The organism is Martelella sp. NC20 (assembly GCF_013459645.1).
Classification (GTDB): domain Bacteria; phylum Pseudomonadota; class Alphaproteobacteria; order Rhizobiales; family Rhizobiaceae; genus Martelella.
Genome location: NZ_CP054861.1, coordinates 1,168,527 through 1,194,202, shown reverse-complemented (window position 1 = coordinate 1,194,202; position 25,676 = coordinate 1,168,527). Strand labels below are relative to the sequence as shown.

Here is a 25,676-nt window from a genome sequence, read left to right as displayed (position 1 = left end):
CTTCACTCTCCCGAAAAATAGGCGCGCGCCGCCTGCGGCGTGTCCGTGCACAAATAAAGCCGGCTGCTATCGATGCATTGGGCCGATTTTATGATCGACCATTGCAGCCCGGCATCACGCCGGTGCAGGTCGCTCGACACCACGCAGACCCGCTTCCCCCGTCCGATCAGGTCGTCGATGAGACCTGGTCCGAACCAGTCGGAGCGAAAGCAATCGAGCCAGACCCCGTCGCATTGATCGATGAGCGGCGCATTGGGCTGGAGGTCGCTCAGGCCGGTGAACACGGTCAGCCCGTCGGCCACCTGGCGTACCAGATCGGGAAGCGACATGTCGAACACGAAATAATTCGTGTGACCATGGGCCGCCAGTATCTCCTTCACCTTGCCGCTCAACCCGTCCGCCTTGATATTCAGCGCCAGCATCAGATTTCGGCCGGCCATGATCTCCAGAACGTCCGATAACCGCGGCTCGTTCCCCATCGGCATGTCATGGGCGATGACGATTTCGCCATTATGATCACGCAGATCGGTTTCCGTGCCGAAGCCGAGGTCGAAGGAACGGGCGAAGGCGGTCATGGCGTTCTTTTCCGCCGCGCTCTCCCAGAGCCCCCTGTGCGACAATATCTCCATCACCGCGCCTTTTCCGAAACCGGGTGGGCCAGAAACAGATCGAGGTCGGACGGAATGCCGAGACCGTACATGCCGTCGGCCTCGTTGCCGATCGAATAGTGGCCGATCCTGCGACCGTCGCGGATCAGGTAATTATAGGCGGGGCAGATGTAGAACTCGCCATTGACGCGTTCGTCGTCGCCGATCATCGCCTTCGTCGCCGCCACCAGATCGCGTCCGGTCCTGAAATTGTAGACCCCAACGGTGGCATCGCTGGAAATCACGCGCTTTTCCGCGGTCTCGACCACCTGACCGTTTTCCTCGCGCACGAACGACCATTTCGGATCCTGCGCCTTCATCGTCATGATCATCCCGTCATAACCGCCGTCCTCCATGAAGCGGAGGTAGTCGTTGATGTCGATGTCGATATACTGGTCCGAGTTCGCCGTCATCACCGGATCGTCATTGTCGATCAGGTGTTCGGCAAGCATCACGGTCGAGGCCTGACCTTCGGTGATATGGTCGATGCCGATGATCTCGACATTTCCGGCAAGCGCTGTCAGCTTTTCCTCGAGCCCGTAATCGCGGATATGATCGGACTGGCAGATGAAGATGAAGCGATGATCGACGGCCGGCGTCAGGTTTTCGACGACGACCTGGATCATCGGCTTGCCATGCACCGGTATAAGCGGCTTCGGATCGGTATAGCCCGCCTCGGAAAAACGGCTGCCGCGACCGGCCATCGGTATCACAATATTCAGCACTTAATCATCCCTGCCGGCTTTGTCTGCCGCATATGCTTTTGCCGCCACAAAAGCATCCCCTACCTCATAACAGATCGTCGCACCTTATGCGCTCAACAAAACTTACCCGTAGTCGCACAATATGAACAGCGCTTGCGTGACCTCGTCCCGCCTGACACGGCTTCCCCGCCTTTCAGGTAGTCCAAGCGGAAGGTCGGGGCAACCGCGCGCAGTCGCTTGGGCCGCTTATCCCAAATTATACTAAATTTTCGGGCGCGGATTGACTGAGCGCAACCGATGTCATAAACATCAGAAAAATTTGGAACGTGCCAAATCGGGAGGAATGGCCATGCGATGGGGGTTGATCGGCGCCAGCACGATTGCGGCGGAACATGTCATCGGGGCCATCAGGGCGCAGAAAGACAATGCGATCAGCGCAGTGCTGTCATCGAGCCGCGAACGCGCCGACGCATACGCCGCCCGTCATGCGATCCCGAACGCCGATACCGAACTTGCCGTTCTTCTGGCGCGTCCGGAGATCGATGCAGTCTATATCTCGACCACCAACGAAAAACATCGCGACCAGGCGTTGGCCGCCATCGCCGCCGGCAAGCATGTGCTGTGCGAAAAGCCGCTGGCGATGAGCGTTGCCGATGCCAGGCGTATGGTGGACGCCGCGCGCAAGGCCGGCCTTGTGTTTGCCACCAATCACCATCTGCGCTGCTCCGGCGCCCACCGCGCCGCCAAGGCGCTGATCGCCGGGGGCCGGATCGGCAAGGTGCTGTCGATGCGGGTTTTCCATGCCGTCCTGCTGCCGGAGCACCTGCGCGGCTGGCGGCTCGACAATCCGGCCGCCGGCGGCGGCGTGATCCCCGATATCACGGTGCATGATGCCGATACCGTGCGCTTCTATCTCGACGAGGACCCAAAGCGGGTGGTGGCGCAGGCCGTCAGCTCCGGCCTCGGCCAGGGCGTCGAGGACAGCGTGATGTCGGTCTGGACCATGCCCTCGGGCGTGATGGTGCAGAGCCATGAGAGTTTCACCCACCCGTTCGCAGGCTCCGGCCTTGAAATCCATGGCACGGAAGGCTCGATCTTCGCCCGCAACGTCATGACCCAGCTTCCGACCGGGACGATCACGCTGGTAACGGCCGAGGGCGAAGCCGATGTGCCCTATGAAAGCTATAACCTCTACGAATACGCGATCGCCGCCTTCAACCGCGCCGTTTCCGGCGAGGGCCGCCCGGCTGCGGACGGGATCGACGGCGTGAAATCGCTCGCCATCGCCATGGCCGTGCGCCAATCGGCCCGCGAAGGCCGGGCCATCGACGTCGATTACGAAGGATATTGAGCATGCCGGGCAAGATCGTCACCGCCGAGGCCGCCGTCAGCCACATTGCCGACAGCGCCGTCGTCTCGGTCTCCTCGTCCTCGGGCCTCGGCTGCCCGGACAAGGTGCTGGAGGCGCTAGGCGCGCGTTTCGAGGCAACCGGCCATCCGCGCAGGCTGACCACGATCCACCCGATTGCCGCCGGTGATATGTACGGCATCAAGGGCATCGACCATATCGCCCGCGACGGATTGCTCGACACCGTGATCGCCGGTTCCTATCCGAGCGGCGCCTCGTCGCTGCCGATGCCGGAAATCTGGAAGATGATCGTCGAGAACCGGGTCGCCGCCTATAACGTGCCCTCCGGCATATTGTTCGACATGACCCGCGATGTCGCCGCAAGGCGGCCGGGCGTGCTGACCCGCGTCGGGCTCGACACCTTCGTCGATCCCGAGCGGCAGGGCTGCGCGATGAACGACAGGGCGGCTGCCCGGCCGATCGTCTCCCGCGTCGAGTTTGCCGGCGACACCTGGCTGCATTTTGAAAATTTCGCGCCCGACGTCACCATCCTGCGCGCCACCACGGCGGATGAGCACGGCAACCTCACCTATGAGCACGAGGGCGCCTATCTCGGCGGTCTCGATCAGGCGATCGCCGCCCGCAACAATCGCGGCATCGTGATTGCCCAGGTCAAAAGGGTGACGGCAGCGGGAACGCTGCGTCCGCATGACGTGCGGGTTCCCGGCCACCTGATCGACTTCATCGTCGTCGATCCCGGCCAGTACCAGACCACCGAAACCTTCTACGACCCGGCGATCTCCGGCGAAATCATCCATCCCATGGAGGATTTCGCGTTGGCCGAACACGGTGTCGAGAAAGTGATCGCCCGGCGCGCCGCGATGGAGCTTGTCGCCGGCCAGACCGCCAATCTCGGCTTCGGCATCTGCGCCATGGTGCCGCGCATCCTGCTGGAGGAAGGCCATGCCGGCAAGGTGACATGGGCGATCGAGCAGGGCGCCGTCGGCGGCATGCCGCTGACCGGATTCGCCTTCGGCTGCGCCTCCAATGCCGATGCCTACATGCCCTCGCCCAACCAGTTCACCTATTTCCAGGGCGGCGGCTTCGACGTCACCTTCCTGTCCTTCCTCGAGGTCGACCGGCAAGGCAATGTCAACGTCTCCAAGCTCGGCAAGAAGCCTTATCTGACCGCCGGTTGCGGCGGCTTCGTCGATATCACCGCAAACGCCCGCAAGATCGTTTTTGCCGGGCTTTTCGAGGCCGCGGCGACATTTGTCCTCTCCGCCGACGGCCTGAAAGTCGAAAAGCCCGGCAAATTCTCCAAGATGGTCGATGACGTCGAGCACGTCACCTTCTCGGGCCGCCGGGCGCGCGAAACCGGCCAGGACGTGCTCTACGTCACCGAACGCTGCGTCATGCGGATCACCGATGACGGCCTCGTCGCCACCGAGATCATGCCGGGCATCGATCCGGACCGCGACATCGTGGCCGCTTCGGGCGGACGGGTGCGGGTGGCCGAAAACGCCACGACGATGCCGCTGTCGCTGCTTGGGGAAAAACCGATGGGGCTGGTGCTGTGATGGTTGCAGATATTTTCGTGAAGCCTCTCCTCCAAACAATCTCCCCCCTTGAGGGGGAGATGCCCCGACAGGGGCAGAGAGGGGTGAACCGCAAGCCACGCACTCAGAGCGGATCGGATACGCTGCACCCCTCTCTGTCGCTTTCGCGACATCTCTCCCTCAAGGGGAGAGATCGATGGGCGGGCTTGGCGACGCCGCGCGCGATCGCCGGCGTCACGCCACTTCTTCCCCTCCCCCGTCATGCCGGGCCTGACCCGGCATCCAGGGCGGATTGCACGGGCGTTGCTGCTCCGGTCGTAGGGCCCTGGACCCCGGCTCAAGGCCGGGGTGACGAAAGAAAAGAAATGCCTGAGGAGTCCACCCGATGAGCGCCCTCCATCTCATCTGCCACGACGCCATTGCCGAACTCAGGCTCGACAACCCGGCAAAACTCAACGCCTTCACGCCGGACATGCTGGCCGCGCTCGAGGCGCATCTCGACGCGATCGACGCCGACCCCGAAATCCGCTTCGTGATCCTCACCGCCGAGGGCGAGCGCGCCTTTTGCGCGGGCGCGGACATTCAGGCCTGGGGCGATCTGCCGCCTGCCGAATTCGCCCGCCACTGGGTGCGCGACGGCCATCGCCGGTTCGACCGGCTGGCGCGGCTGTCGAAGCCGACGATCGCGGCGCTTTCCGGCCATACGCTCGGCGGCGGGCTGGAGCTTGCGGCGGCCTGCGATATCCGCGTCATGACCGCCAATGCCACGATCGCGATGCCCGAACCGAAAATCGGCATGGTGCCGGGATGGTCGGGGACGCAGCGGGTGGCGCGGCTTCTGCCGGAACCCGTGATCAAGGAAATGGCGCTGTTCGGGCGCAGGCTCGATGCGGAGCGCGCCGTTGCGCTCGGCTTCGCCGCCGAAATCGCCGTGGATGCGCGGGCCGCCGCCTTCGATATCGCCGATGGCGCGCTCGCCGCCTCGGCCTATGCCACCGAAATCGCCAAATACATGATCCATGCCGGTGTCGGCGAGGATACCGCCGCCATGATCGAAACGCTCGGCAGCGGCATGATCGCCGCCTCCGCCGACAAGGCCGAGGGCGTTGCAGCCTTCCGCGCCAAACGCAAACCCGCATTCAAGGGCAGATAGGCATGACCGATCTCACCATCATTCCCGCCGGCACCCCCCTTCAGGAGCCCGTCTTCGAGGCAAGGCACCTGATCGGCGGCGAGTGGCAGGCCTCCGCCGATGGCGCGACGTTCGAGCGCCAGTCGCCCGCCCATCTCGTGACCGTCACCAATGCGGCGAAGGGCGGCGCGGCCGAGACCGAGGCCGCGATCGCGGCGGCCCGCGCCGCCTTCGACGACGGCCGCTGGTCGCGCCTTTCCGGCAAGGATCGCGCCACGGTATTGCTGAAGGTCGCCGACCTGATCGAGCGCGATCTGGAGCGCATCGCGCTGCGCGACACGCTGGAAAGCGGCAAGCCGATCGCCCAGGCGCGCGCCGAGATCGCGGGCGCCGCCGACCTGTGGCGCTATGCCGCCTCGCTTGCCCGCACGCTCTCCGGCGACAGCCACAACACGCTCGGCGACGACATGCTGGGCGTGGTGCTGAAGGAACCGGTCGGCGTCGCCGCCCTGATCGCGCCGTGGAATTTCCCGTTCCTGATCGTCTCGCAGAAGCTGCCCTATGCGCTTGCCGCCGGCTGCACCGCCGTCGTCAAGCCATCCGAAATGACGCCGTCCTCGACCGTGATCCTCGGCGAACTGCTGATCGAGGCCGGCATACCCGATGGCGTCGTCAACATCGTTCTCGGCTACGGCGATCCGGTCGGCACGACGATGTGTACGAGCGAGCTTGTCGACATGGTGTCGTTCACCGGATCAACCGGCGTCGGCAAGGCGATCGTGCGCGCCAGCGCCGGCACGCTGAAAAAGGTCTCGCTCGAACTCGGCGGCAAGAACCCGCAGGTGGTGTTTCCCGATTGCAATCTCGACGATGCCGCCGATGCGATCGTCTTCGGCGTCTACTTCAACGCCGGCGAATGTTGCAATTCCGGCTCGCGCATCATCGTCCACGAGGATATTGCCGAGGCGCTGACCGAAAAGGTGGTGGCGCTTTCGAGAAAGGTCGCGTTCGGCGACCCGCTCGACCCTAAGACTAAAGTAGGGGCTATCATTTCCGAGGCGCATTTTGCAAAAATCGATAGCTATGTGGAGGCCGCGCGCGAGGCCGGAGCCGACATTCCGATCGGCGGCGTCGCGCTCGAAGTCCCGGGCTTGTCAGGCCGTTTCTACGCGCCTACAGTTGTTACAAATATCCATTCTGGTATGGCGATCGCACGGGAGGAGGTCTTCGGACCAGTGCTGTCGGTCCTGACCTTTAAATCGATTGAGGAGGCAATCGAACTGGCCAATGACGCAAGCTACGGGCTTTCCGCAGGCGTCTGGAGCAGGGATATCACAACCTGCCTCGCCTTCGCCCGCCGCGTACAGGCCGGCACAGTGTGGACCAATACCTGGATGGATGGATATTCCGAGCTGCCGTTTGGCGGCGTCAAGCAATCGGGCCTCGGCCGCGAGCTGGGTCGCTATGGGCTTGAGGAATACCTGGAGGTGAAAACCGTGACCATGCGCATCGGGCGCACGCGGGCGCCCTGGGTGGAGTGAACCGTTCCCTTCGAGGGGACTGGAGGAGGATTCCCGGCCGGGCCCCGTGGAGCTTGGCTCCCCCGCCGGGATTTACAACGCAGCAAGGAGGAGACCTCATGCGTTTGAATTTTGGAAAGAGTGCGGCGATCATCGCAATCGTCGCGGCTTCGGCTTCGGCCACTTCGGTCAAGGCGGAGGATGTGGAGGTTCTGCACTGGTGGACGTCCGGCGGTGAAGCCTCGGCGCTCAACGTGCTGAAGGAAAACCTGCAGGATCAGGGCATCGGCTGGCAGGATATGCCGGTTGCAGGCGGCGGCGGCGAACAGGCCATGACCGTGCTGCGCGCCCGGGTGACCGCCGGCAACCCGCCGGCCGCCGTGCAGATGCTCGGCTTCGACATCACCGACTGGGCTCAGGAAGGCGCGCTCGCCAACCTGAACGACATCGCCGCTGAAGAAAACTGGGACGGAGTGGTCCCGGAGGCGCTGCAGAAGTTCTCGAAGAACGACGGCAACTGGGTCGCAGCCCCGGTCAACGTCCACTCCACCAACTGGGTATGGGCCAACAAGTCGATCCTCGACGAACTCGGCATCGAACAGCCCCAGACCTGGGATGAGCTGATCGCCGCCCTCGACAAGGTCAAAGCGGCCGGCAAGGTGCCGATCGCCCATGGCGGCCAGCCCTGGCAGGACGCGACCATCTTCGACGCCGTGGTAATGGCGACCGGTGGGCCGGAATTCTACCAGGCCTCGATGATCGACCTCGATCCCGACGCACTCGGTTCCGACACGATGACCGAAGTGTTCGACCGCATGACCGTTCTGCGCGGCTATGTCGACGACAACTTCTCCGGCCGCGACTGGAACCTGGCATCGGCCATGGTCATCAACAATGAGGCCGCCTTCCAGTTCATGGGCGACTGGGCCAAGGGCGAATTCCTGAAGGCCGGCCTGACGCCGGGCGAGGACTTCCTGTGCTTCCGCTTCCCCGGCACGCAGGATCAGGTGACCTTCAACTCCGACCAGTTCGCCTTCTTCAACCAGGGCGACCAGCCGACCCCGCAGCAGGTGGCGCTCGCCAAGGCGATCATGTCGCCCGAGTTCCAGTCGGCCTTCAACGTCGTCAAGGGCTCGGTTCCGGCGCGCACGGATGTTTCCGACGCCGATTTCGATGCCTGCGGCAAGCAGGGCATGAAGGATCTGGCGGCTGCCGCCTCGTCCGGCAACCTGTTCGGCTCCATGGCCCACGGCCACGCCAACCCGGCCTCGGTCAAGAACGCGATGTACGACGTGATCACCGCCCAGTTCAACGGCGAGTATGATTCCGCAACGGCAACGGAAGAAATGGTGACCGCGGTTCAGATCGCGCAGTGATGGCTGAGCCTTCCGGGCGGACCCTTGGGTTTCGCCCGGAAGGCGGGCGGATGTTTCCTCCTTATTCGGAACTGGTCGGGTTCAACGATCCCGCCACGCGCCGATCTTCCCCCTTGGGGGGAGATGCCCGGCAGGGCAGAGAGGGGTTCAGCGCCAGCCCGCAATTCTGAATACGCGGTGAGGGTTCACCCCTCTCTGTCGCTTTCGCGACATCTCCCCCTCAAGGGGGGAGATTGTTTGGCGCACGCTGCGCCACTTCGAGCAACACCGGCGAAACCAAGGTGCTTTCGCCAATCCGGAGGGTTTGAATGGCTTCGTCCGCGCAAAGAAGCGGGAGAGCGGGGGATTTTCTACGCGATGCCCTGCCGAAGATCGTGCTCAGTCCGTCGCTCGCGATGGTTCTGATATTCGTTTACGGCTTCATCGCCTTCACGGTCTATCTCTCCTTTACCGACAGCCGCATCCTGCCGAGCTTCGATCTCGTCGGCTGGAAGAACTACATCAACCTGTTCAGGCTGCGCGCCTGGACGATCGCGATCAAGAACGTCGCGATCTTCGGCTCGCTCTACATCATCTTCTGCTGCTTCATCGGCCTGATGCTGGCGATTTTCCTCGACCAGAAGATCCGCGCCGAGGGCTTCATCCGCTCGATCTATCTCTACCCGATGGCGCTGTCCTTCATCGTCACCGGCACCGCCTGGAAATGGTTCCTGGACCCCGGCATCGGGCTTGAGGCGGTGATGCATTCCTGGGGCTGGACCAGTTTCCAGTTCAACTGGATCAAGTCCAACCAGATGGCTATCTACACGATCGTGATCGCAGCCGTCTGGCAGACCTCCGGCTTCGTCATGGCGATGTTTCTCGCAGGTCTCAGGGGCATTGACGGCGAGGTGCTGAAGGCCGCCCAGATCGACGGCGCGTCCAACTTCGCGCTCTATCGCCGGATCGTGATCCCGCAGCTTCGTCCGGCCTTCATGTCGGCGATCGTGGTGCTCGCCCATATGGCGATCAAATCCTACGACCTCGTGATCGCGCTGACCGGCGGCGGGCCGGGGCGCGCCACCGAGCTTCCGGCGACCTTCATGTATTCCTACACCTTCACCCGCAACCAGATGGGCATAGGTGCTGCTTCCGCCGTGATCATGCTGATGTCGGTCGCGGCGATCATGGTGCCCTATCTGTGGTCGGAACTGAGGGAGAAGCCGCAATGAGCAGCAACGCTTCCACCCAGGTTGTCTCGACCGGTCGCACGGCGCGGTTTTTCATCTATACCGTGCTCCTGATCTTCTGCCTCTATTACCTGCTGCCGCTCTACGTGATGTTGGTCAACTCGCTCAAGCCGCTGCGCGAAATCCAGGCCGGGGGCATGATGAACCTGCCCGACGCGCTGACCTTCGAGCCGTGGAAAAGCGCCTGGTCGACCGCCCAGATCGGCGTGCAGGCGACGGGCCTGAAGCCCTATTTCTGGAACTCGATCCAGATGGTGGTTCCGGCGGTCGCGATCTCCACCATACTCGGCGCGCTCAACGGCTATGTCCTGACCAAATGGCCGTTCCGCGGCCACAACATCATCTTCGGCCTGCTGCTGTTCGCCTGCTTCATTCCGTTCCAGATCGTGCTGATCCCGATGGCGCGCATTCTCGGGCTGATGGGCATCGCCGGCTCTGTGCCCGGCCTGATCTTCGTGCATCTGGTCTATGGCATCGGCTTTTCGACGCTCTATTTCCGCAATTACTACGCCCAGTTCCCGACCGAGCTGGTGCGTGCGGCGATGATCGACGGCGCTGGCTTCTTCACCATCTTCCGCCGCATACTGCTGCCGTCCTCCGGGCCGATCGCGGTGGTCTGCATCATCTGGCAGTTCACCAATATCTGGAACGACTTCCTGTTCGGCGCCTCGTTCTCCGATTTCAACAGCCAACCGATGACGGTGGCGCTCAACAATCTCGTCCAGTCGTCCACCGGCGTGAAGGAATACAACGTCCATTTCGCCGGCGCGATCATGGCGGCGATGCCGACATTGCTCGTCTACATCGTCGCCGGACGCTATTTCGTACGCGGCCTGATGGCCGGCAGCGTTAAAGGTTAAGGCCAATGGGTTTTCTGAAAATTGACAAGGTCACCAAAAGCTTCGGTTCCCTGACCGTCCTGCATCAGACCGATATCGAGGTCGAGGAAGGCGAGTTTCTCGTGCTCGTCGGCCCGTCGGGTTGCGGCAAGTCGACGCTTCTGAACATGATTGCCGGCCTCGAGCCGGTCTCCTCCGGCGATATCGTGATCAACGGCCGCTCGATGAACGGGGTGCGCCCGGCCGATCGCAACATCGCCATGGTGTTCCAGTCCTACGCGCTCTATCCGAACATGAATGTCGGCGAGAACATTTCCTTCGGGCTGGAAATGCAGAAAGTGGCGAAACCGGAGCGTGAAAAGGCGATCGCCAGCGTCGCCGAGCTGTTGCAGATCACCCATCTTTTGAAGCGCAAGCCCGGCCAGCTTTCCGGCGGCCAGCGCCAGCGCGTTGCCATGGGCCGGGCGCTGGTGCGCGATCCCGACGTGTTCCTGTTCGACGAGCCGCTCTCCAACCTCGACGCCAAGCTGCGCGTCGACATGCGCACCGAAATCAAGAAGCTTCACCAGAAGCTCGGCACCACCATCGTCTACGTGACCCACGACCAGATCGAGGCGCTGACGCTGTCGACCCGGATCGCGGTGATGTTCGGCGGCCATGTGCAGCAGCTCGGCACCCCGAAGGAAATCTACGACAATCCGACCAACATGTTCGTGGCGGGCTTCATGGGCTCGCCCTCCATGAACCTGTTTCCGGCCAAAGTCACGGTCGCAGAAGGCAACGCGGTTGCGAAATTCCCGCTTGCCGATGGCAACACGGCCGAACTTCCTTTCCCGCCCGGTTCGATGACCGCCCATGACGGACGCGACATCATTCTCGGCATCCGCCCGGAGGCGATCACCGACGAACTCGGCGCCGACCGTTCGTCCGAGGCCGTCCACACCATCAAGGCCAGGGTCGAGGTGACCGAACCCGCCGGCTCCGACACCTATGTGGTCGCCGAGCTCGGCGGCAAGGAAGTCACCGCCCGGTTCCGCGCCGATGTCGAGGTCAGGCCCGGCGATGTCTTCCCCTTCGCCATCAACATGGACAAGGCGGTCGCCTTCGACCCTGAAACCGAACAGCGGCTCAAATAGCAATGCGGCCTACGCCTGATGTGGTCATTATCGGCTCCGGCATGGGCGGCGCGAGCCTTGCGGCAAGCCTTGCGCCGACCGGAGCCGACATCCTGATCCTGGAGCGCGGACACCAGATCCCTGACGACGCGCCGGCGCGCGACCCGGACCGGATCTACAGAAACAGCGCCTTCCGATCCGACGAAACCTGGCTGGACGAGACCGGCACGCCGTTCTCGCCCGGCAATTATTACAATGTCGGCGGCAATACCAAGCTTTACGGCGCGGTGCTTTACCGCTACCGCCGCCAGGATTTCCAGGCCATGGAGCATCTCGGCGGCATCTCGCCCGCTTGGCCGTTTCCCTACGAGACGCTCGCGCCTTATTACGATGCCGCCGAACAACTCTATCAGGTGCGCGGCGATATCACCGAGGATGGGACCGAGCCGCCGCATGCCGGCCCCTATCCGTTTCCCGCCATACCCGATGAGCCGGCGCTTGCCACCGTCCGGCGGCGGCTGGAGAAGGCCGGGCTTCACCCCGCGGCCCTGCCGCTCGGCGTCGACCTGGACCGCTGGCTTTCCCACGGCAATGACGGCTGGGACGGATATCCCGATACCCGCTCCGGCAAGATGGACGCGGAGACCTGCGGGCTCGCCACTGCATTGTCTCATGACAATGTGCGGCTGGAGACCGGCGCCCGCGTCACCGGCCTGACCGCCGCGCCTGACGGCCGCCGGATCACCGGCGTGACCTATGAGCAGGCGGGCGAAACCATCACCCTGAAGCCGAGGATCGTGGCGCTGGCCGCGGGCGCGGTGCAATCGGCGGCGCTGCTCCTGAAATCCGGTCTTGCCAATTCCTCCGGCGCCGTCGGCCGCCATTTCATGAACCACAACGCCACCGCGATGATCGCCTACGACCCGCGTTTTTTGAATGACGCGGTCTACCAGAAGACCTTCGCGATCAATGACTGGTATCTTTCCGACGGCGATAACGGCCCGCCGCTCGGCAATGTCCAACTGCTCGGCCGGGTGGTGCCGCGGATCCTGAAGGCGACCACGCCGTCGATGCCGATGGCGCTTGCCAATCATCTCTCCCGCCACGCGGTCGATTTCTACGCGATCTCCGAGGACCTGCCGGACCCGGAAAGCCGGGTGGTGCTGAACGGCGGCGATATCCAGCTTTTGTGGCGGCGCTCCAACATGGAGGCACATTGCCGGCTGGTGAAGCGGATGAAGCAGGCGCTTCGCCGCGCCGGCTTTCCGGTCGTGCTGTCACGGCTGTTCGATGGCCGCGTACCCTCGCACCAGTGCGGCACCACGCGGCTCGGGAACGACCCGGCCACCGCCGTGCTCGATCCGGATTGCCGCAGTTTCGACCATGAAAACCTCTTCGTCACCGATGCCGCAGCACTGCCGACATCCGCCGCCGTCAACCCGTCGCTGACGGTCGCAGCCCTCGCGCTGAAGGCCGGGGACGCCATCAAACGGGAGCTTGCATCATGAGCCTTGCCCTTGTCACAGGCGGCCAGCAGGGCATCGGCCTCGGTATCGCCAAGGCGCTTGCCGGCGCCGGGTTTTCCGTGGCGATCGCCGCCGAGGCCGATCCCGAAAGCCAAACCGTCCGCGACGCGCTCGCGGCACTTGGCGCCAACGCCCGCTACTATCGCCACGACGTGCGCGATACCGCCGCGATCCCGGCGCTTCTGGACAGGGTGGAGGACGATCTCGGCCCGCTCACCACCTTCGTCTCCAATGCCGGCGTCGGCGCGCCGGTGCGCGGCGACATGCTCGACCTGTCGCCCGAAAATTTCGATTTCGTGATGTCGGTGAACCTCAGGGGCGCGTTCTTCCTCGCCCAGGAAGCGGCAAGGCGGATGCTCGGCCATGATCGGGGCTACCGCTCGATCATCTTCATCACCTCGGTCAGCGCCGGGATGGTCTCGGTCGAACGCGCCGAATACTGCATCTCCAAGGCCGCCGCCGCCATGGCCGCCAAACTGTTCGCCGCCCGGCTTGCCGCGGAGAATATCGGCGTCTTCGACATCCGCCCCGGCATCATCGAAACCGCCATGACGGCCGGCGTGAGGGACAGGTACACCGCCCGCATCAAGGCCGGCTTGGTGCCCGCCGCCCGCTGGGGCACCCCCGAGGATATCGCCGCCGCCGTGCTGCCATTGGCGACAGGCGCCTTCGCCTTCGCCACCGGAACGGTGATCGCGGCGGATGGCGGACTTTCGATTTCACGCCTGTGAGACGTTGGTGCGACAGCATTCCCGGAGTATCGAGCGTCCCTCCCCATTCTCCGTCATGCCGGCCTTGAGCCGGCATCCAGGGCGACACGAAAGCCCTTGATGATGAAACACGTCCGCTGTGCGTACGGAATCCGTTTGGAACGTTCCTAAACTTATGCTAAATCGCATTCGGGAGGATCATTGCATGGTCTATGATTTCATCATTGTCGGCGGCGGTTCGGCCGGATGCGTGCTGGCGGCGAGGCTTTCCGAAAACCCCGATGTCGAGGTGCTGCTGCTGGAAGCCGGCGGCGGAGACCGGCATCCGTTCTATACGCTGCCGGCCGGTTTTGCCAAGATGACCAGGGGCATCGGCAGCTGGGGCTGGCACACCGTCCCACAAAAACACATGAACGACATGTCGATCCGTTTCACCCAGGCTAAGGTGATCGGCGGCGGCTCGACCATCAACGCCCAGATCTATACCCGCGGCAACCGGCTCGATTACGACGAATGGCGGCAGATGGGCTGCGTCGGCTGGGGCTATGACGACGTGCTGCCGTTCTTCCGCAAGGCCGAGGACAACGACACCTACGACAACGAATATCACGGCAAGGGCGGCCCGCTCGGCGTCTCGAAGCCATCTGCGCCGCTGCCGATCTGCGAGGCCTATTTCCGCGCCGCCGGCGAGCTCGGCATTCCCTTCAACGCCGACATGACCGGCGAGAGACAGGACGGCGTCGGCTATTATCAGCTCACCCAGCGCCATGCCCGCCGCTCCTCCGCATCGAAGGCCTATCTCGGACCAGCGCGCAGCCGCAACAACCTCACCATCCGCACCGGCGTCGAGACCCGCCGCATCCGCGTCGAGAACGGCCGGGCCACCGGCGTCGAGACCGCGACCGGCGAGATTCTGACCGCAGGCCGCGAGGTGCTGCTGTCATCGGGCGCGATCGGCTCGCCGCGGCTGCTGATGCTGTCCGGCATCGGCCCGGCCGATCACCTGCGCGCAGCCGGCATCGAGGCGATCTTCAACCATCCGGAGGTCGGCGAGAACCTGCAGGACCATCTCGACCTGTTCACGATTCTCGAATGCGCCGGCGATTTCACCTATGACAAATATGCCCGACCGTTGTGGTCGGCGGTCGCGGGTCTGCAATATCTCCTGACCCGCAAGGGCCCGGTCGCCTCCAGCCTGTTCGAGACCGGCGGGTTCTGGTACGCGGAAGAGGACGCGCGCTCGCCGGATATCCAGTTCCATCTCGGCCTCGGCTCCGGCATCGAGGCGGGCGTGGAGAAGATGAGCAATCCCGGCGTGACGCTCAACTCCGCCTATCTGCGCCCGCGCTCGCGCGGTTCGGTGCGGCTCAAATCGGCAAATCCCGCCGATGCGCCGCTGATCGACCCGAATTACTGGGCCGACCGCCACGACCGCGAAATGTCGATCAAGGGGCTGAAGCTGGCGCAGGAGATCATGCATCAGGACGCGCTCAAACCGTTCATCAAGCGCGAAATGCTGCCCGGACCGGAGGTGAGGACGGATGACGATTATTTCGCCTATGCCTGCCGCCACGCCAAGACCGATCACCACCCCGCCGGCACCTGCCGCATGGGCGCCGACGATCGCGCGGTGGTCGACCCGGAGCTGAAGTTCAACGGGATCGGAAGCCTGCGCGTGGTCGACGCCTCGATCATGCCGACGCTGATTTCCTCCAACACCAATGCCGCCGCGATCATGATCGGCGAAAAGGCCGCCGACATGATTACGCGGGAGCATGGTTTGTAAGCGTGCTCCGTAATCGACCAGAGCCGATACGGAAGTGAAAGATTTACCGGTCTGGCATAGACTGCCGCCAACCGGAAGCCTCACCGCAATCAATCTCCCCCCTTGAGGGGGAGATGTCGCGAAAGCGACAGAGAGGGGTATGGGCATAAACCGCGCACTCCGGACCAGCAGAGAGGGTTCACCCCCCTCTGCCCCTGTCGGGGCATCTCCCCCTCAAGGGGGGAGATTGTGGGTGCGGGTGGACAGGCAGCGGAACGTAAACGAAAATGAAGGACCGAAAATGGCGAAACGACCGACGATCATCGATGTGGCCCGCCATGCCGGGCTTTCCAAATCGACGGTCTCGCTCGTGCTGCAGAATTCGCCGCTGGTGAAGAAGGCAACCCGGACGCGCGTCGAGCAATCGATGCTGGCGCTGAACTATGTCTATAACCGCACCGCCGCGAACTTGCGCGGCGCCGAGGCCGGGCTGATCGGTCTCGTCATCAACGATCTCAGAAACCCGTTCTTCGCCGAGTTCGCGGCCAGCGCCCAGATGACCTTCGCCGAGCACGGCTTTGCCACCGTGATCGCCAATACCGACGAGGATGTGGCGATCCAGGCGCAGGTGATCGCCTCGATGGTCGAGCACGGCGTTTCCGCGTTGATCATCTCGCCGGCTTACGGCGACGAGGGCGCGGTGTTCGAGCGCATCGGCCGCGCCGGGCTTCCCGCCCTTCAGGTGCTGCGCATGGCATCCCCCGATACCGCCCGCTTTCCGTTCGCCTCGCTCGATTACGAGGCCGGGAGCCTCGAGGCCGCGCGGCATCTCATCGCAAGCGGTGCGCAAAAGATCGCTTTCGTCGGCGGCCTGCCGGACCGGGCGGTGACGCATGAGCGCATGGCAGGCTACCGCGCGGTTCTCGGCGATCGCGAACCGGTCACCCTGCTTGGCCGCCCGACCCGCGCTTTCGGCCGCGAGGCGGCGCTGCAGCTTGCCCGCGACCGTCAGGGCATCGATGCGGTGCTCTGCTTCAACGATCTCGTGGCGCTCGGCATGCTGGCGGGCTTTGCCGAGGCGGGCATCGCCGTCGGCCGCGATATTGCGCTGATCGGCTTCGACGATATCGAGGAATGCGCGCTCGCCTTCCCCAAACTCTCCTCCGTCCATTGCGATATCGGCGCCTTCGGCCGCGATGCGGCTGCCACCATGCTCGCCTGGCTCGAGACCGGCGAACGCCCGCCGGAGCGGCATCTGTCGCCGGTAAAGCTGGTGGTGCGGGAGACGAGCGGCGAACGATGATTCTGTAAACGGAACCGCGCCGCCTAAAATCTCCCTTTCGGGGGAAGCGCGTGGTGGTGCGGCTTGCTGCCAATACTCTCTCCCGCCTGCGGGAAAGATGCCCCGGAAGGGGGAGTGAGGGTGAAGCAGCGTGTCAGCCTGTGAGCGCGTTCGAGATAAAAATCCCCCCTCACTCCCCCTGTCGGGGTATCTCTCCCCTCCGGGGCGAGAAGATTGGGGGGCTTTGCGGCAAGTCCAACTCGCGTATTTGATGGTCCGCAGATAAGCCTTGCTATTCCGCCGCCTGCCGCCCCCCGCCAAAGCGTTGCTCGATATAATCGGCGACCATGGCCTCGAAATCGGCGGCGATGTTGGGGCCGCGGAGCGTCTTTGCCTTCTTGCCGTCGACGAAGACGGGGGCTGCCGGGCTCTCTCCGGTGCCGGGCAGCGAGATGCCGATATCGGCATGCTTGCTCTCGCCCGGGCCGTTGACGATGCAGCCCATCACCGCGACGTTGAGCGCCTCGACGCCCGGATATTTCTCCCGCCACACCGGCATGTTCTTGCGCAGATCGGCCTGGATCCTGGAGGCCAGTTCCTGAAACACGGTCGAAGTGGTGCGCCCGCAGCCGGGACAGGCGGCGACCACCGGTACGAACTGGCGGAAGCCCATCACCTGTAAGAGTTCCTGCGCCACCTGCACCTCGCGGGTGCGGTCGCCGCCGGGCTCGGGCGTCAGGGATACACGAATGGTGTCGCCGATGCCGTGCTGCAGCACATAGCCCATGGAGGCCGAAGACGCGACGATGCCCTTGGTGCCCATGCCGGCTTCGGTGAGGCCGAGATGGAGCGCGTGGTCGGAGCGAGCGGCGATCATCGAATAGACGGCGATCAGGTCCTGCACCTGGCTGACCTTGGCGGAGAGGATGATGCGGTTCCTCGGCAGGCCGATTTCTTCCGCAAGTTCGGCGGAGAGCAGCGCCGACTGGACGATCGCCTCGCGGGTGACATCGCGCGCCGACAAGAAAGAGCCGGCGGCGGCGTTCTCGTCCATCAGCCGGGTCAGCAGTTCCTGGTCGAGCGAGCCCCAGTTGACGCCGATCCTGACCGGCTTGTCGTAGCGGATCGCCATCTCGATGATATCGGCGAACTGCTTGTCCTTCTTGTCCCTGAAGCCGACATTGCCGGGATTGATGCGGTATTTCGCCAGCGCCTCGGCGCAGGCCGGATGGTCGGCGAGCAGCTTGTGGCCGATATAGTGAAAGTCGCCGATCAGCGGCACGTCGAGGCCGAGATGTTCCAGCCGGTCGCGGATCCTCGGCACGGCGGCGGCCGCCTCGTCGCGGTCGACGGTGATGCGCACCAGTTCGGAACCGGCCTTGGAAAGAGCGGCGACCTGCGCCACGGTGGCGTCGATATCAGCGGTGTCGGTATTGGTCATCGACTGGACCACCACCGGCGCGCCGCCGCCGACGATCACGCCGCCGACATCGACGGCGACAGACGCGCGGCGCGGCAGCGGATCGTAATTCGGGCGGGCGAGCGACATGGTCTTCTCCGGATAATCCATTGCCCTTCAGGTGGTACAATGCCGCGCGCTTGTCAACTCTGGCGGTCGCGCTCGGCGTAGCGCGCCATCGGCGCCATGAAGAACACGATGACATGCAGCAGTGACAGGGCGGTGAAGATCGGCGCGAAGCCGATATGTTCGGCGATGAAGCCGATCAGCGAAGGTGCTGCCAGAATGCCGGAATAGCCGAGCATGGTGGTGACCGAAAGGCCGATGCCGGGCTGAAGCCCCGGCAGGTTGCCGGCCGCCGAAAACGCCACCGGCACCAGATTGGAAATGCCCGCGCCCGTGATCGCAAAGCCGATGATGACGAGCGGCATGCTTGTTGCAAGCCCCGAGCAAAGCAGGCCGATCACCGAGGCGGCGGCACAGAAGCGCACCGTGTTGACCGCGCCGAAACGGTCGCGCACATGGTCGCCGGCAAAGCGCATGATCGTCATGGTGAGCTGGAAGGCAGCATAGCCGAAGCCGGAGGCCGCCAGCGTGACGCCAAGCTCGTCCCTGAGATAGACCGCGCTCCAGTCCAGCACCGCGCCTTCCGGGATCATCGAGAACAGCGCCATGATCCCGATCAGCCAGGGCAGCGGCGTCATCGGCAGGCGCACCTTCTGACGGCGCACGCTTTCCTCCGGCGCATCGCCGAGAATTCTTGGAAAGGCGATCGCAAGCAGGACGATGCCGATGGCGGTGACCGCCAGCGCATGGCCGATCGGGCCGATGGCGGAGATCAACAGCCCGCCGAGGCCGGCGCCAAGCAGCCCGCCAAGGCTCCAGAACGCATGACAGGACGACATGATCGCCCGCCGCTCGGCCTTTTCGACGGCCACGGCATTGCCGTTCATCGCCACATCCATCGCGGCCATCAGCGCGCCGAACACAAACAGCGCAAGCACGGAAAGCGGGATCGTGCCGGCCAGGCTGACGAGCAGCAGCGTCGGCGTGAAGATCACCGCGACAATCTTTACGACCCGGGCTGTGCCGAATTTCGCGATCAGCACACCGGTGAACGGCATCGCCAGGATCGAACCGATGCCGAAGGTCAGGATCATCAGGCCGAGCTCGCCTTCGGAGAGGCCGAGCCGGGCGGCGAACACCGGAATTTTCGGCGCCCAGGACCCCATCACGAAACCGTTCATCAGGAACAGCAGCGAGGTCGCGAGCCGGGGCGAGGACATATAGCGGCGGCGCGTCGCCGTGGCGGTGGTGGAGATGGTCATCGAGCAATTGCTCCGTCTGTCGTTTCAATCAGGCTCACGCCGGCCCGGACAAGCGCATCGCGGCTTTCAGGCGCGAGGCCCGGGCTGACGACGAGGCCATCCAGCGCCTCAAGCGCGATCACGCTGCAGGGCGCGCGGGTGGCGAGCTTGTCGGCTGTCACCGCGGTGATCACCCGGCGCGAGCGCATGGCGATCTCGCGCTTGAAAAGCGCATCGTCGTAGTGGAAACAGGTGAGCCCCGCTTCGATATCGAGGCCGCAGGCGCCGATCAGGCAGAGATCGAAGTGGAAGCGCTCCAGCTCGGCGATCGATTTCGCCCCGATCGCGCCGCCGACCTCGGGATGGATCAACCCGCCGATCATGATCACCGTCTGGTTCTCGCGACCATCGAGGGCGACGGCGATCGAAGGCGCATTGGTGACGACCGTCACCGCGCGGTCTTCGGCAAGCGCGCGGGCAGCCGCGATATTGGTGCTCGAGGCATCGAGGAAGACCGTCATGCCGTCATCGATCTGCGTGGCCAGTATCTTGCCCAGCATGTCCTTCTCGCCCGCATCCCGCCCCTTGCGGTGACCGAGCGTCCCGCGGGCCGGCGCTATCGGCAGCGCCCCGCCATAGACCCGCTCGCACAGGCCGCGCGCGGCGAGATCGCGCAGATCGCGGCGGATCGTGTCCTCGGAGACCGAGAACTCCACGGCCAGATCGGCCGCCAGCACCCGGCCGGCGGATTTGAGGCGTCCCAGGATAATCTCCTGCCGCTCGCGTATCAGAAATTCATTCATTCGGGTTATCCAAAACGTGCACAAACATGCATAATCCAGTTCAAACATGCATGCAAGCACAACCTGACGACAGGTTGGAACCGGGGCTCGGGTTGGGAGAAACGCCTATTCGAAGGCCGAAAGCCAGCGGACAAGCAGGCGATCGAGCTGATCGCGTTCTTCGGCGCTCAATTGCGAGATCAGCGCATGCTGGTTGCCGACATGGGCGCTGACCGCTTCGTCTATCAGCGCGAAACCCTTTTCGGTCAACGCAATGCCGAAGCCGCGCCCGTCCTCGGGGTTTCGCTTCCGGGACACGAACCCGGCTTCCGCGAGACGGTCGATCCGGTTGGTCATGGTGCCGGATGAGACCATGGTCCAATCCATGAGATCGGAAGGGGACAGCGCATAGGGCGGCCCCGAACGCCGCAGCGTGGCCAGAACGTCGAAGCTGGCGGCATTCAGCCCGTAACGGGCGAACACGGTTTCGAGCCCGCGCGACAGGTGAACCTGAAGCCGCTTGAGGCGCCCCATAACGCCCATCGGGCCGACATCAAGGTCGGGCCGCTCCGCCTGCCATTGCGCCAGAATTCTGTCCACATGATCCATGACGGCAGATTAGGCAATTTTATCTTGACGTCAAGATTTATGGATTTACCTTGATATCGAGATAAATGGAGGCCTCCATGGCCAAACCGTCTGACTTTCTTCTGACCGGACTGGCGCCTGCGATCTGGGGCAGCACCTATATCGTCACCACGCAATGGCTGCCGCCGGGCTATCCGCTGACCGTCAGCCTGCTGCGGGCGCTTCCGGCAGGCATCATTCTGCTTCTCGTCGTCCGCCGGCTGCCGCAGCTCCGCTGGCTGCCTAAACTCTTCCTTCTGGGTTTCCTGAACTTCACCCTGTTCTGGACACTGCTGTTTGTCGCGGCATACCGGCTGCCGGGCGGGGTGGCCGCAACGCTTGGCGCGACGCAACCGCTGATCGTTCTGTTTCTGGCCCGCGCCCTGATCGGTGCGCCGATACGGCCGCTGGCCGTTGGCGCGGCCATTGCCGGGCTTGCCGGCGTCGGCCTGCTGCTGATTTCATCGCATATATCTCTGGACCCTGTCGGCGTCGCGGCCGCATTCGGCGGCGCGCTCTCCATGGCCTTCGGCACGGTGCTGACCCGCAAATGGCAATGGCCGGTGTCACCGCTGACCCTGACGGCCTGGCAATTGACGGCGGGCGGCCTGCTGCTGGTGCCGATCGCGCTTCTCGCGGAGCGGGGTTTTCCACTGCCGGACATGAAAAACCTCGCCGGCCTCGTCTGGCTCGGTCTGGTCGGCGCCGCGCTGACCTATGTTCTCTGGTTTCGCGGCATCGCGCGGATCGGGCCCGGCAATGCGGCCCTGCTCGGTTTTCTGAGCCCGCTCAGCGCCGTGCTTCTGGGCTGGCTGATCCTCGGCGAGGCGCTGACGCCGATCCAGCTTGCCGGCGCGGCCCTCGTCATGGCGAGCCTATGGACAGGTCAGCGCGCCGGACGCACCACGCCCGATGCCTTCGGCAAATCGATCGCGGAGACAAAAACCCCGGCCGAATGACCGAAGTCGGTTTGTTGACAAAGCTCCGTAGTCCTCACGGTATCACCTCCCTCTCAGCCGTCACCCCGGACTTGATCCGGGGTCCAGGGCGTTGCGACGGGCGCATTACCATACGGCCCTGGATGCCGGGTCAAGCCCGGTATGACGGACGAGCTTGGTGACGGCTTTGTCAACAAGCTGCCCTCGGCCGAATGACCGGGGCTTCCAAATTCAACATGCCAAAGTGATAGCGGGCCGCTATCACCCCTCATAGACCACCAGCAAATCCTTGGCGTCGATCTGGTCGCCGGCCTTCACGTGGATCTCCTTGATGACGCCGTCGCGGTCGGCGTGGAGGGCGGTTTCCATCTTCATGGCCTCGATCGAGACCAGGACATCGCCGACGGAGACCTGCTGGCCGGCGGATACGCCGACGGTGGAGATCACGCCCGGCATCGGCGCGCCGACCTGGTTGACGTTGGCGGGATCGACCTTCTGGTTGACGCCGGCGCCGGCGCCGTGGGCGCGATCGGGCACCTTGATCGAACGCGGCGCGCCGTTCAATTCGAAGAACACGGTGACCATGCCCTTCTCGTCCGCGCCGGTGATCGCCTGGTTCTGGATCACCAGCGTCTTGCCGCGCTCGAGATCGGCGAACAGCTCGTCGCCCTCCTGAAGACCGTAGAAATAGGCGGGCGTCGGCAGAACCGAAACCGGACCATAGGTCTCGCTCACCAGCGCGTAGTCGACGAATACCTTCGGATACATCAGGTAGGAGGCAAGCTCGAAATCGTTGATCTCGCGGCCGACCTTTTCCTCGGCTTGCCTGCGGGCCGCTTCAAGATCGGCGTCCTCAAGCAGCGAGCCCGGGCGAACGGTATAGGGCTTCTCGTTCTTCAGCGCCTTCTTCTGCAGGCCTTCCGGCCAGCCGGCCGGCGGCTGGCCGAGATCGCCCTTCAGCATCGAGATCACCGATTCCGGGAAGGAAATGTCCTTGGCAGGATTCTCGACATCGGCGACCGAAAGATCCTGGCTGACCATCATCAGCGCCATGTCGCCGACCACCTTGGAGGACGGCGTCACCTTGACGATATCGCCGAACATCTGGTTGGCGTCGGCATAGGCCTGCGCCACCTCGTGCCAGCGGGCCTCAAGGCCGAGCGAGCGCGCCTGTTCCTTGAGATTGGTGAACTGGCCGCCCGGCATTTCATGCAGATAGACTTCCGAGGCCGGCCCCTTGAGGTCGCTTTCGAAGGCGGCGTACTGGTGGCGCACCGCCTCCCAGTAGAACGAGATCCGGCGGATATGGCCGGTGTCGAGCCCCGGATCGCGTTCATGGCCCTTCAGCGCCTCGACGATCGAGCCGAGGCAGGGCTGCGAGGTATTGCCGGAAAACGCATCCATCGCGGCATCGACCGCATCGACCCCGGCATCGATCGCCGACAGCACGGTGGCGGCCGAAATGCCCGAGGTGTCGTGGGTGTGGAAATGGATCGGCAGTTCGGTAGCATCGCGCAGCGCGGTGAACAGCATCTTCGCCGCTGCCGGCTTCAACAGGCCCGCCATGTCCTTGACCGCGATGATGTGCGCGCCGGCCGCTTCCAGTTCTTTGGCGAGGTCGGTGTAGTATTTCAGATCATATTGCGGCCGCCGGGCGTTCAAGATGTCGCCGGTGTAGCAGATCGCCGCCTCGCAGAGCTTGCCTTCCTCGGCAACCGCATCCATCGACACGCGCATGTTCTCGACCCAGTTCAGGCAGTCGAACACGCGGAACAGGTCGATGCCGCCCCTCGCCGCCTGACGAACGAAATATTTAACGACATTGTCGGGATAATTGGTGTAGCCGACGCCGTTTGCCCCGCGCAGCAGCATCTGCAGCAGCAGGTTTGGGGCGGCCTCGCGCACCAGCGCAAGCCGCTCCCACGGGTCCTCGGTCAGAAACCGCATCGACACGTCGAAGGTCGCCCCGCCCCAGCATTCCAGCGACAAGAGTTCCGGCAAAGCGCGGGCATAGGTGCCGGCGATCGATGCGATGTCGTGGGTGCGCATGCGGGTTGCCAGCAGCGACTGGTGGCCGTCGCGCATGGTGGTGTCGGTGATCAGCACGCGCTTTTCGTGGCGCATCCATTTGGCGAATTTCTCCGGCCCCATCCCGTCGAGAAGCTGCTTGGTTCCCGGCATCGGTTCGCCCTCGATATAGGGCACCACCGGGCGGGCGATGTCTTCGGCGGGCTTCGGCCTTCCCTTGGCTTCCGGGTGTCCGTTGACGGTGACGTCGGCGAGATAGGTCAGAAGCTTGGTGGCGCGGTCGGCGCGCTTGACCTGGTCGAACAGCTCCGGCGTCTCGTCGATGAAACGGGTGGTGTAGCTGTAATCCATGAACTTCGGATGGGTGATGATCGCCTCAAGAAAGGTGAGGTTGGTCGCCACCCCGCGGATGCGGAATTCGCGCAGCGCCCGGTCCATGCGGCGCGCCGCCTCCTGCGGCGTCGGGGCCCAGGACGTCACCTTTTCCAGAAGCGGATCGTAGAACCGGGTGATCACCGCGCCGGAATAGGCCGTGCCGCCATCGAGCCGGATGCCGAAGCCGGTCGCCCCGCGATAGGCGGTGATCCGGCCGTAATCGGGAATGAAATTGTGTTCCGGATCTTCCGTCGTGATCCGGCATTGCAGCGCGTGGCCGCGAAGCGCGATCTCTTCCTGCGGGGGAACGCCCGATTCCGCCGTGCCGATCTCAAAGCCGTCGAGGATGTGGATCTGCGCCTTAACGATGTCGATGCCGGTGACGACCTCGGTCACGGTGTGCTCGACCTGGATGCGCGGATTGACCTCGATGAAGTAGAACTTGCCGGTATCGGCATCCATCAGATATTCAATCGTCCCGGCGCCGATGTAATTGGTGGCCCGGCCGATCTTCAGCGAGTAGTCGGCAAGTTCCTTGCGCTGCGCCGCGTTGAGATAGGGCGCCGGCGCGCGCTCGACGACCTTCTGGTTGCGGCGCTGGATCGAACAATCGCGCTCGAACAGATGCACGACATTGCCATGGGTATCGCCGAGGATCTGGCTTTCGACGTGACGGGCGCGCTCCACCAGCTTTTCGAGATAGACCTCGTCCTTACCGAAGGCGGCCATGGCCTCGCGCTTGGCCTCCGTCACCTCGCGGGCGAGGTCTTCCCTGGCGCGGATCACGCGCATGCCGCGCCCGCCGCCGCCCCAGGAGGCCTTCAGCATCACCGGATAACCGACTTCCTCGGCCATCCGCTCGACCTCGGCCATGTCGTCGGGCAGCGGCGCGGTGGCCGGCACGACCGGCACCCCGACCTCGATTGCAAGATTGCGGGCGGCGACCTTGTTGCCGAGCCGGCGCATGGTCTCTGCCTTGGGGCCGATGAAGATCAGGCCCGCTGCTTCGCAGGCATCGACGAATTCCGGACTTTCGGACAGAAGGCCGTAGCCCGGATGGATCGCGTCGGCGCCGGAGAGCTTTGCCACCCGGATCACTTCCTCGATCGAGAGATAGCTTTCGATCGGCCCCATGTCGCGTTCAAGATGCGGACCCCGGCCGACCTGATAGCTCTCGTCGGCCTTGAAGCGGTGAAGCGCCAGCTTGTCCTCTTCCGCCCAGATTGCAACCGTCTTGATATCCAGTTCGTTTGCAGCGCGGAAAACGCGAATGGCGATTTCGGAACGATTGGCGACAAGAATCTTTGAAATCGGCAAGGGAGGTCCTCCAAGGGAAACGGCTGGAAAATCGCTATTGTGAATTCATACCCAAACTCCGGCACAAGCGCAAACCCGTCCGGCCGTTCAC

The 25,676-nt window shown here is 63.9% G+C and carries 20 protein-coding genes; 13 read left to right on the top strand and 7 right to left on the bottom strand.

The window, feature by feature from the left end; all coding sequences use genetic code 11:
• Positions 1 to 2: 2 nt before the first annotated feature.
• Positions 3 to 629 (bottom strand): PI-PLC domain-containing protein, encoded by a 627-nt coding sequence (locus HQ843_RS05765; protein ID WP_180902308.1) that lies wholly within the window; start codon positions 627 to 629, stop codon positions 3 to 5.
• The gene (locus HQ843_RS05760; protein ID WP_180899413.1) at positions 629 to 1,372 is read right to left on the bottom strand and encodes a glycosyltransferase family 2 protein; all 744 of its coding nucleotides are present in this window, start codon (positions 1,370 to 1,372) and stop codon (positions 629 to 631) included. The genes HQ843_RS05765 and HQ843_RS05760 overlap by 1 nt, the downstream gene beginning before the upstream one ends.
• Before the next feature lie 322 nt (positions 1,373 to 1,694).
• Here HQ843_RS05760 and HQ843_RS05755 point away from each other — a divergent pair, with 322 nt between their 5' ends.
• From HQ843_RS05755 to HQ843_RS05700, 12 genes are all read left to right on the top strand, one after another.
• Positions 1,695 to 2,702: a Gfo/Idh/MocA family protein gene (locus HQ843_RS05755; protein WP_210275245.1), complete on the top strand. Its 1,008-nt coding sequence runs from the start codon at positions 1,695 to 1,697 to the stop codon at positions 2,700 to 2,702.
• 2 nt (positions 2,703 to 2,704) lie between these two features.
• A complete protein-coding gene (locus HQ843_RS05750) occupies positions 2,705 to 4,279 on the top strand; it encodes an acyl CoA:acetate/3-ketoacid CoA transferase (protein WP_180899415.1) in 1,575 nt (524 codons plus the stop codon).
• 364 nt (positions 4,280 to 4,643) lie between these two features.
• Complete coding sequence (locus tag HQ843_RS05745) at positions 4,644 to 5,411, top strand: enoyl-CoA hydratase/isomerase family protein (RefSeq protein WP_180899416.1); 768 nt, start codon at positions 4,644 to 4,646, stop codon at positions 5,409 to 5,411.
• Between the two features lie 2 nt (positions 5,412 to 5,413).
• Positions 5,414 to 6,931, top strand: a complete 1,518-nt coding sequence (locus tag HQ843_RS05740) for an aldehyde dehydrogenase family protein (RefSeq protein WP_180899417.1) — start codon at positions 5,414 to 5,416, stop codon at positions 6,929 to 6,931.
• Positions 6,932 to 7,029: 98 nt separating this feature from the next.
• On the top strand, positions 7,030 to 8,286 hold the full coding sequence (locus tag HQ843_RS05735) for an ABC transporter substrate-binding protein (RefSeq protein WP_180899418.1): 1,257 nt from the start codon (positions 7,030 to 7,032) through the stop codon (positions 8,284 to 8,286).
• Positions 8,287 to 8,594: 308 nt separating this feature from the next.
• Positions 8,595 to 9,497: a carbohydrate ABC transporter permease gene (locus HQ843_RS05730; protein WP_180899419.1), complete on the top strand. Its 903-nt coding sequence runs from the start codon at positions 8,595 to 8,597 to the stop codon at positions 9,495 to 9,497.
• Positions 9,494 to 10,375, top strand: a complete 882-nt coding sequence (locus HQ843_RS05725) for a carbohydrate ABC transporter permease (RefSeq protein WP_180899420.1) — start codon at positions 9,494 to 9,496, stop codon at positions 10,373 to 10,375. The genes HQ843_RS05730 and HQ843_RS05725 overlap by 4 nt, the downstream gene beginning before the upstream one ends.
• Positions 10,376 to 10,380: 5 nt before the next feature.
• Positions 10,381 to 11,490 carry an ABC transporter ATP-binding protein gene (locus HQ843_RS05720; RefSeq protein ID WP_180899421.1) on the top strand — a complete coding sequence of 370 codons (1,110 nt, stop codon included), beginning with the start codon at positions 10,381 to 10,383 and terminating at the stop codon, positions 11,488 to 11,490.
• Positions 11,491 to 11,492: 2 nt separating this feature from the next.
• The gene (locus HQ843_RS05715; protein ID WP_180899422.1) at positions 11,493 to 12,977 is read left to right on the top strand and encodes an FAD-dependent oxidoreductase; all 1,485 of its coding nucleotides are present in this window, start codon (positions 11,493 to 11,495) and stop codon (positions 12,975 to 12,977) included.
• Positions 12,974 to 13,726 carry a 3-ketoacyl-ACP reductase gene (locus HQ843_RS05710; RefSeq protein ID WP_180899423.1) on the top strand — a complete coding sequence of 251 codons (753 nt, stop codon included), beginning with the start codon at positions 12,974 to 12,976 and terminating at the stop codon, positions 13,724 to 13,726. The genes HQ843_RS05715 and HQ843_RS05710 overlap by 4 nt, the downstream gene beginning before the upstream one ends.
• 184 nt (positions 13,727 to 13,910) lie before the next feature.
• Positions 13,911 to 15,491 (top strand): GMC family oxidoreductase, encoded by a 1,581-nt coding sequence (locus HQ843_RS05705; RefSeq protein ID WP_180899424.1) that lies wholly within the window; start codon positions 13,911 to 13,913, stop codon positions 15,489 to 15,491.
• Positions 15,492 to 15,771: 280 nt separating this feature from the next.
• Positions 15,772 to 16,773 carry a LacI family DNA-binding transcriptional regulator gene (locus HQ843_RS05700; protein WP_180899425.1) on the top strand — a complete coding sequence of 334 codons (1,002 nt, stop codon included), beginning with the start codon at positions 15,772 to 15,774 and terminating at the stop codon, positions 16,771 to 16,773.
• A 271-nt stretch (positions 16,774 to 17,044) separates the two neighbouring features.
• Here HQ843_RS05700 and ispG read toward each other — a convergent pair whose 3' ends face one another.
• The 4 genes from ispG to HQ843_RS05680 all read right to left on the bottom strand — a co-directional run bounded on the left by ispG (position 17,045) and on the right by HQ843_RS05680 (position 20,909).
• Positions 17,045 to 18,301, bottom strand: a complete 1,257-nt coding sequence (gene ispG, locus HQ843_RS05695; protein WP_180899426.1) for a flavodoxin-dependent (E)-4-hydroxy-3-methylbut-2-enyl-diphosphate synthase — start codon at positions 18,299 to 18,301, stop codon at positions 17,045 to 17,047.
• 53 nt (positions 18,302 to 18,354) lie between these two features.
• Positions 18,355 to 19,539: an MFS transporter gene (locus HQ843_RS05690; RefSeq protein WP_180899427.1), complete on the bottom strand. Its 1,185-nt coding sequence runs from the start codon at positions 19,537 to 19,539 to the stop codon at positions 18,355 to 18,357.
• Positions 19,536 to 20,321: a DeoR/GlpR family DNA-binding transcription regulator gene (locus tag HQ843_RS05685; RefSeq protein ID WP_180899428.1), complete on the bottom strand. Its 786-nt coding sequence runs from the start codon at positions 20,319 to 20,321 to the stop codon at positions 19,536 to 19,538. Before HQ843_RS05685 ends, HQ843_RS05690 begins: the two co-directional genes overlap by 4 nt.
• 105 nt (positions 20,322 to 20,426) lie before the next feature.
• Positions 20,427 to 20,909: a MarR family winged helix-turn-helix transcriptional regulator gene (locus HQ843_RS05680; protein ID WP_180899429.1), complete on the bottom strand. Its 483-nt coding sequence runs from the start codon at positions 20,907 to 20,909 to the stop codon at positions 20,427 to 20,429.
• A gap of 65 nt (positions 20,910 to 20,974) precedes the next feature.
• Here HQ843_RS05680 and HQ843_RS05675 point away from each other — a divergent pair, with 65 nt between their 5' ends.
• Positions 20,975 to 21,886 carry an EamA family transporter gene (locus HQ843_RS05675; protein ID WP_210275246.1) on the top strand — a complete coding sequence of 304 codons (912 nt, stop codon included), beginning with the start codon at positions 20,975 to 20,977 and terminating at the stop codon, positions 21,884 to 21,886.
• 240 nt (positions 21,887 to 22,126) lie between these two features.
• On the opposite strand, the gene pyc is transcribed toward HQ843_RS05675, so the two are convergent.
• Entirely contained in the window at positions 22,127 to 25,585 is a 3,459-nt protein-coding gene (gene pyc / locus HQ843_RS05670) for a pyruvate carboxylase (protein ID WP_180899431.1), read from the bottom strand.
• Positions 25,586 to 25,676 lie beyond the last annotated feature (91 nt).

What these genes read in the sequence shown, in the direction of transcription:
- HQ843_RS05745 (WP_180899416.1), top strand. Translation starts at nt 4,644, where the DNA reads ATGAGCGCCCTCCATCTCATCTGCCACGACGCCATTGCCGAACTCAGG.
- ispG (WP_180899426.1), bottom strand. Translation starts at nt 18,301, where the DNA reads ATGTCGCTCGCCCGCCCGAATTACGATCCGCTGCCGCGCCGCGCGTCT.
- HQ843_RS05715 (WP_180899422.1), top strand. Translation starts at nt 11,493, where the DNA reads ATGCGGCCTACGCCTGATGTGGTCATTATCGGCTCCGGCATGGGCGGC.
- HQ843_RS05700 (WP_180899425.1), top strand. Translation starts at nt 15,772, where the DNA reads ATGGCGAAACGACCGACGATCATCGATGTGGCCCGCCATGCCGGGCTT.
- HQ843_RS05690 (WP_180899427.1), bottom strand. Translation starts at nt 19,539, where the DNA reads ATGACCATCTCCACCACCGCCACGGCGACGCGCCGCCGCTATATGTCC.
- HQ843_RS05765 (WP_180902308.1), bottom strand. Translation starts at nt 629, where the DNA reads ATGGAGATATTGTCGCACAGGGGGCTCTGGGAGAGCGCGGCGGAAAAG.
- HQ843_RS05730 (WP_180899419.1), top strand. Translation starts at nt 8,595, where the DNA reads ATGGCTTCGTCCGCGCAAAGAAGCGGGAGAGCGGGGGATTTTCTACGC.
- HQ843_RS05705 (WP_180899424.1), top strand. Translation starts at nt 13,911, where the DNA reads ATGGTCTATGATTTCATCATTGTCGGCGGCGGTTCGGCCGGATGCGTG.
- HQ843_RS05750 (WP_180899415.1), top strand. Translation starts at nt 2,705, where the DNA reads ATGCCGGGCAAGATCGTCACCGCCGAGGCCGCCGTCAGCCACATTGCC.
- HQ843_RS05675 (WP_210275246.1), top strand. Translation starts at nt 20,975, where the DNA reads ATGGAGGCCTCCATGGCCAAACCGTCTGACTTTCTTCTGACCGGACTG.
- HQ843_RS05740 (WP_180899417.1), top strand. Translation starts at nt 5,414, where the DNA reads ATGACCGATCTCACCATCATTCCCGCCGGCACCCCCCTTCAGGAGCCC.
- HQ843_RS05755 (WP_210275245.1), top strand. Translation starts at nt 1,695, where the DNA reads ATGGCCATGCGATGGGGGTTGATCGGCGCCAGCACGATTGCGGCGGAA.
- HQ843_RS05720 (WP_180899421.1), top strand. Translation starts at nt 10,381, where the DNA reads ATGGGTTTTCTGAAAATTGACAAGGTCACCAAAAGCTTCGGTTCCCTG.
- HQ843_RS05680 (WP_180899429.1), bottom strand. Translation starts at nt 20,909, where the DNA reads ATGGATCATGTGGACAGAATTCTGGCGCAATGGCAGGCGGAGCGGCCC.
- HQ843_RS05735 (WP_180899418.1), top strand. Translation starts at nt 7,030, where the DNA reads ATGCGTTTGAATTTTGGAAAGAGTGCGGCGATCATCGCAATCGTCGCG.
- HQ843_RS05725 (WP_180899420.1), top strand. Translation starts at nt 9,494, where the DNA reads ATGAGCAGCAACGCTTCCACCCAGGTTGTCTCGACCGGTCGCACGGCG.
- HQ843_RS05685 (WP_180899428.1), bottom strand. Translation starts at nt 20,321, where the DNA reads ATGAATGAATTTCTGATACGCGAGCGGCAGGAGATTATCCTGGGACGC.
- HQ843_RS05710 (WP_180899423.1), top strand. Translation starts at nt 12,974, where the DNA reads ATGAGCCTTGCCCTTGTCACAGGCGGCCAGCAGGGCATCGGCCTCGGT.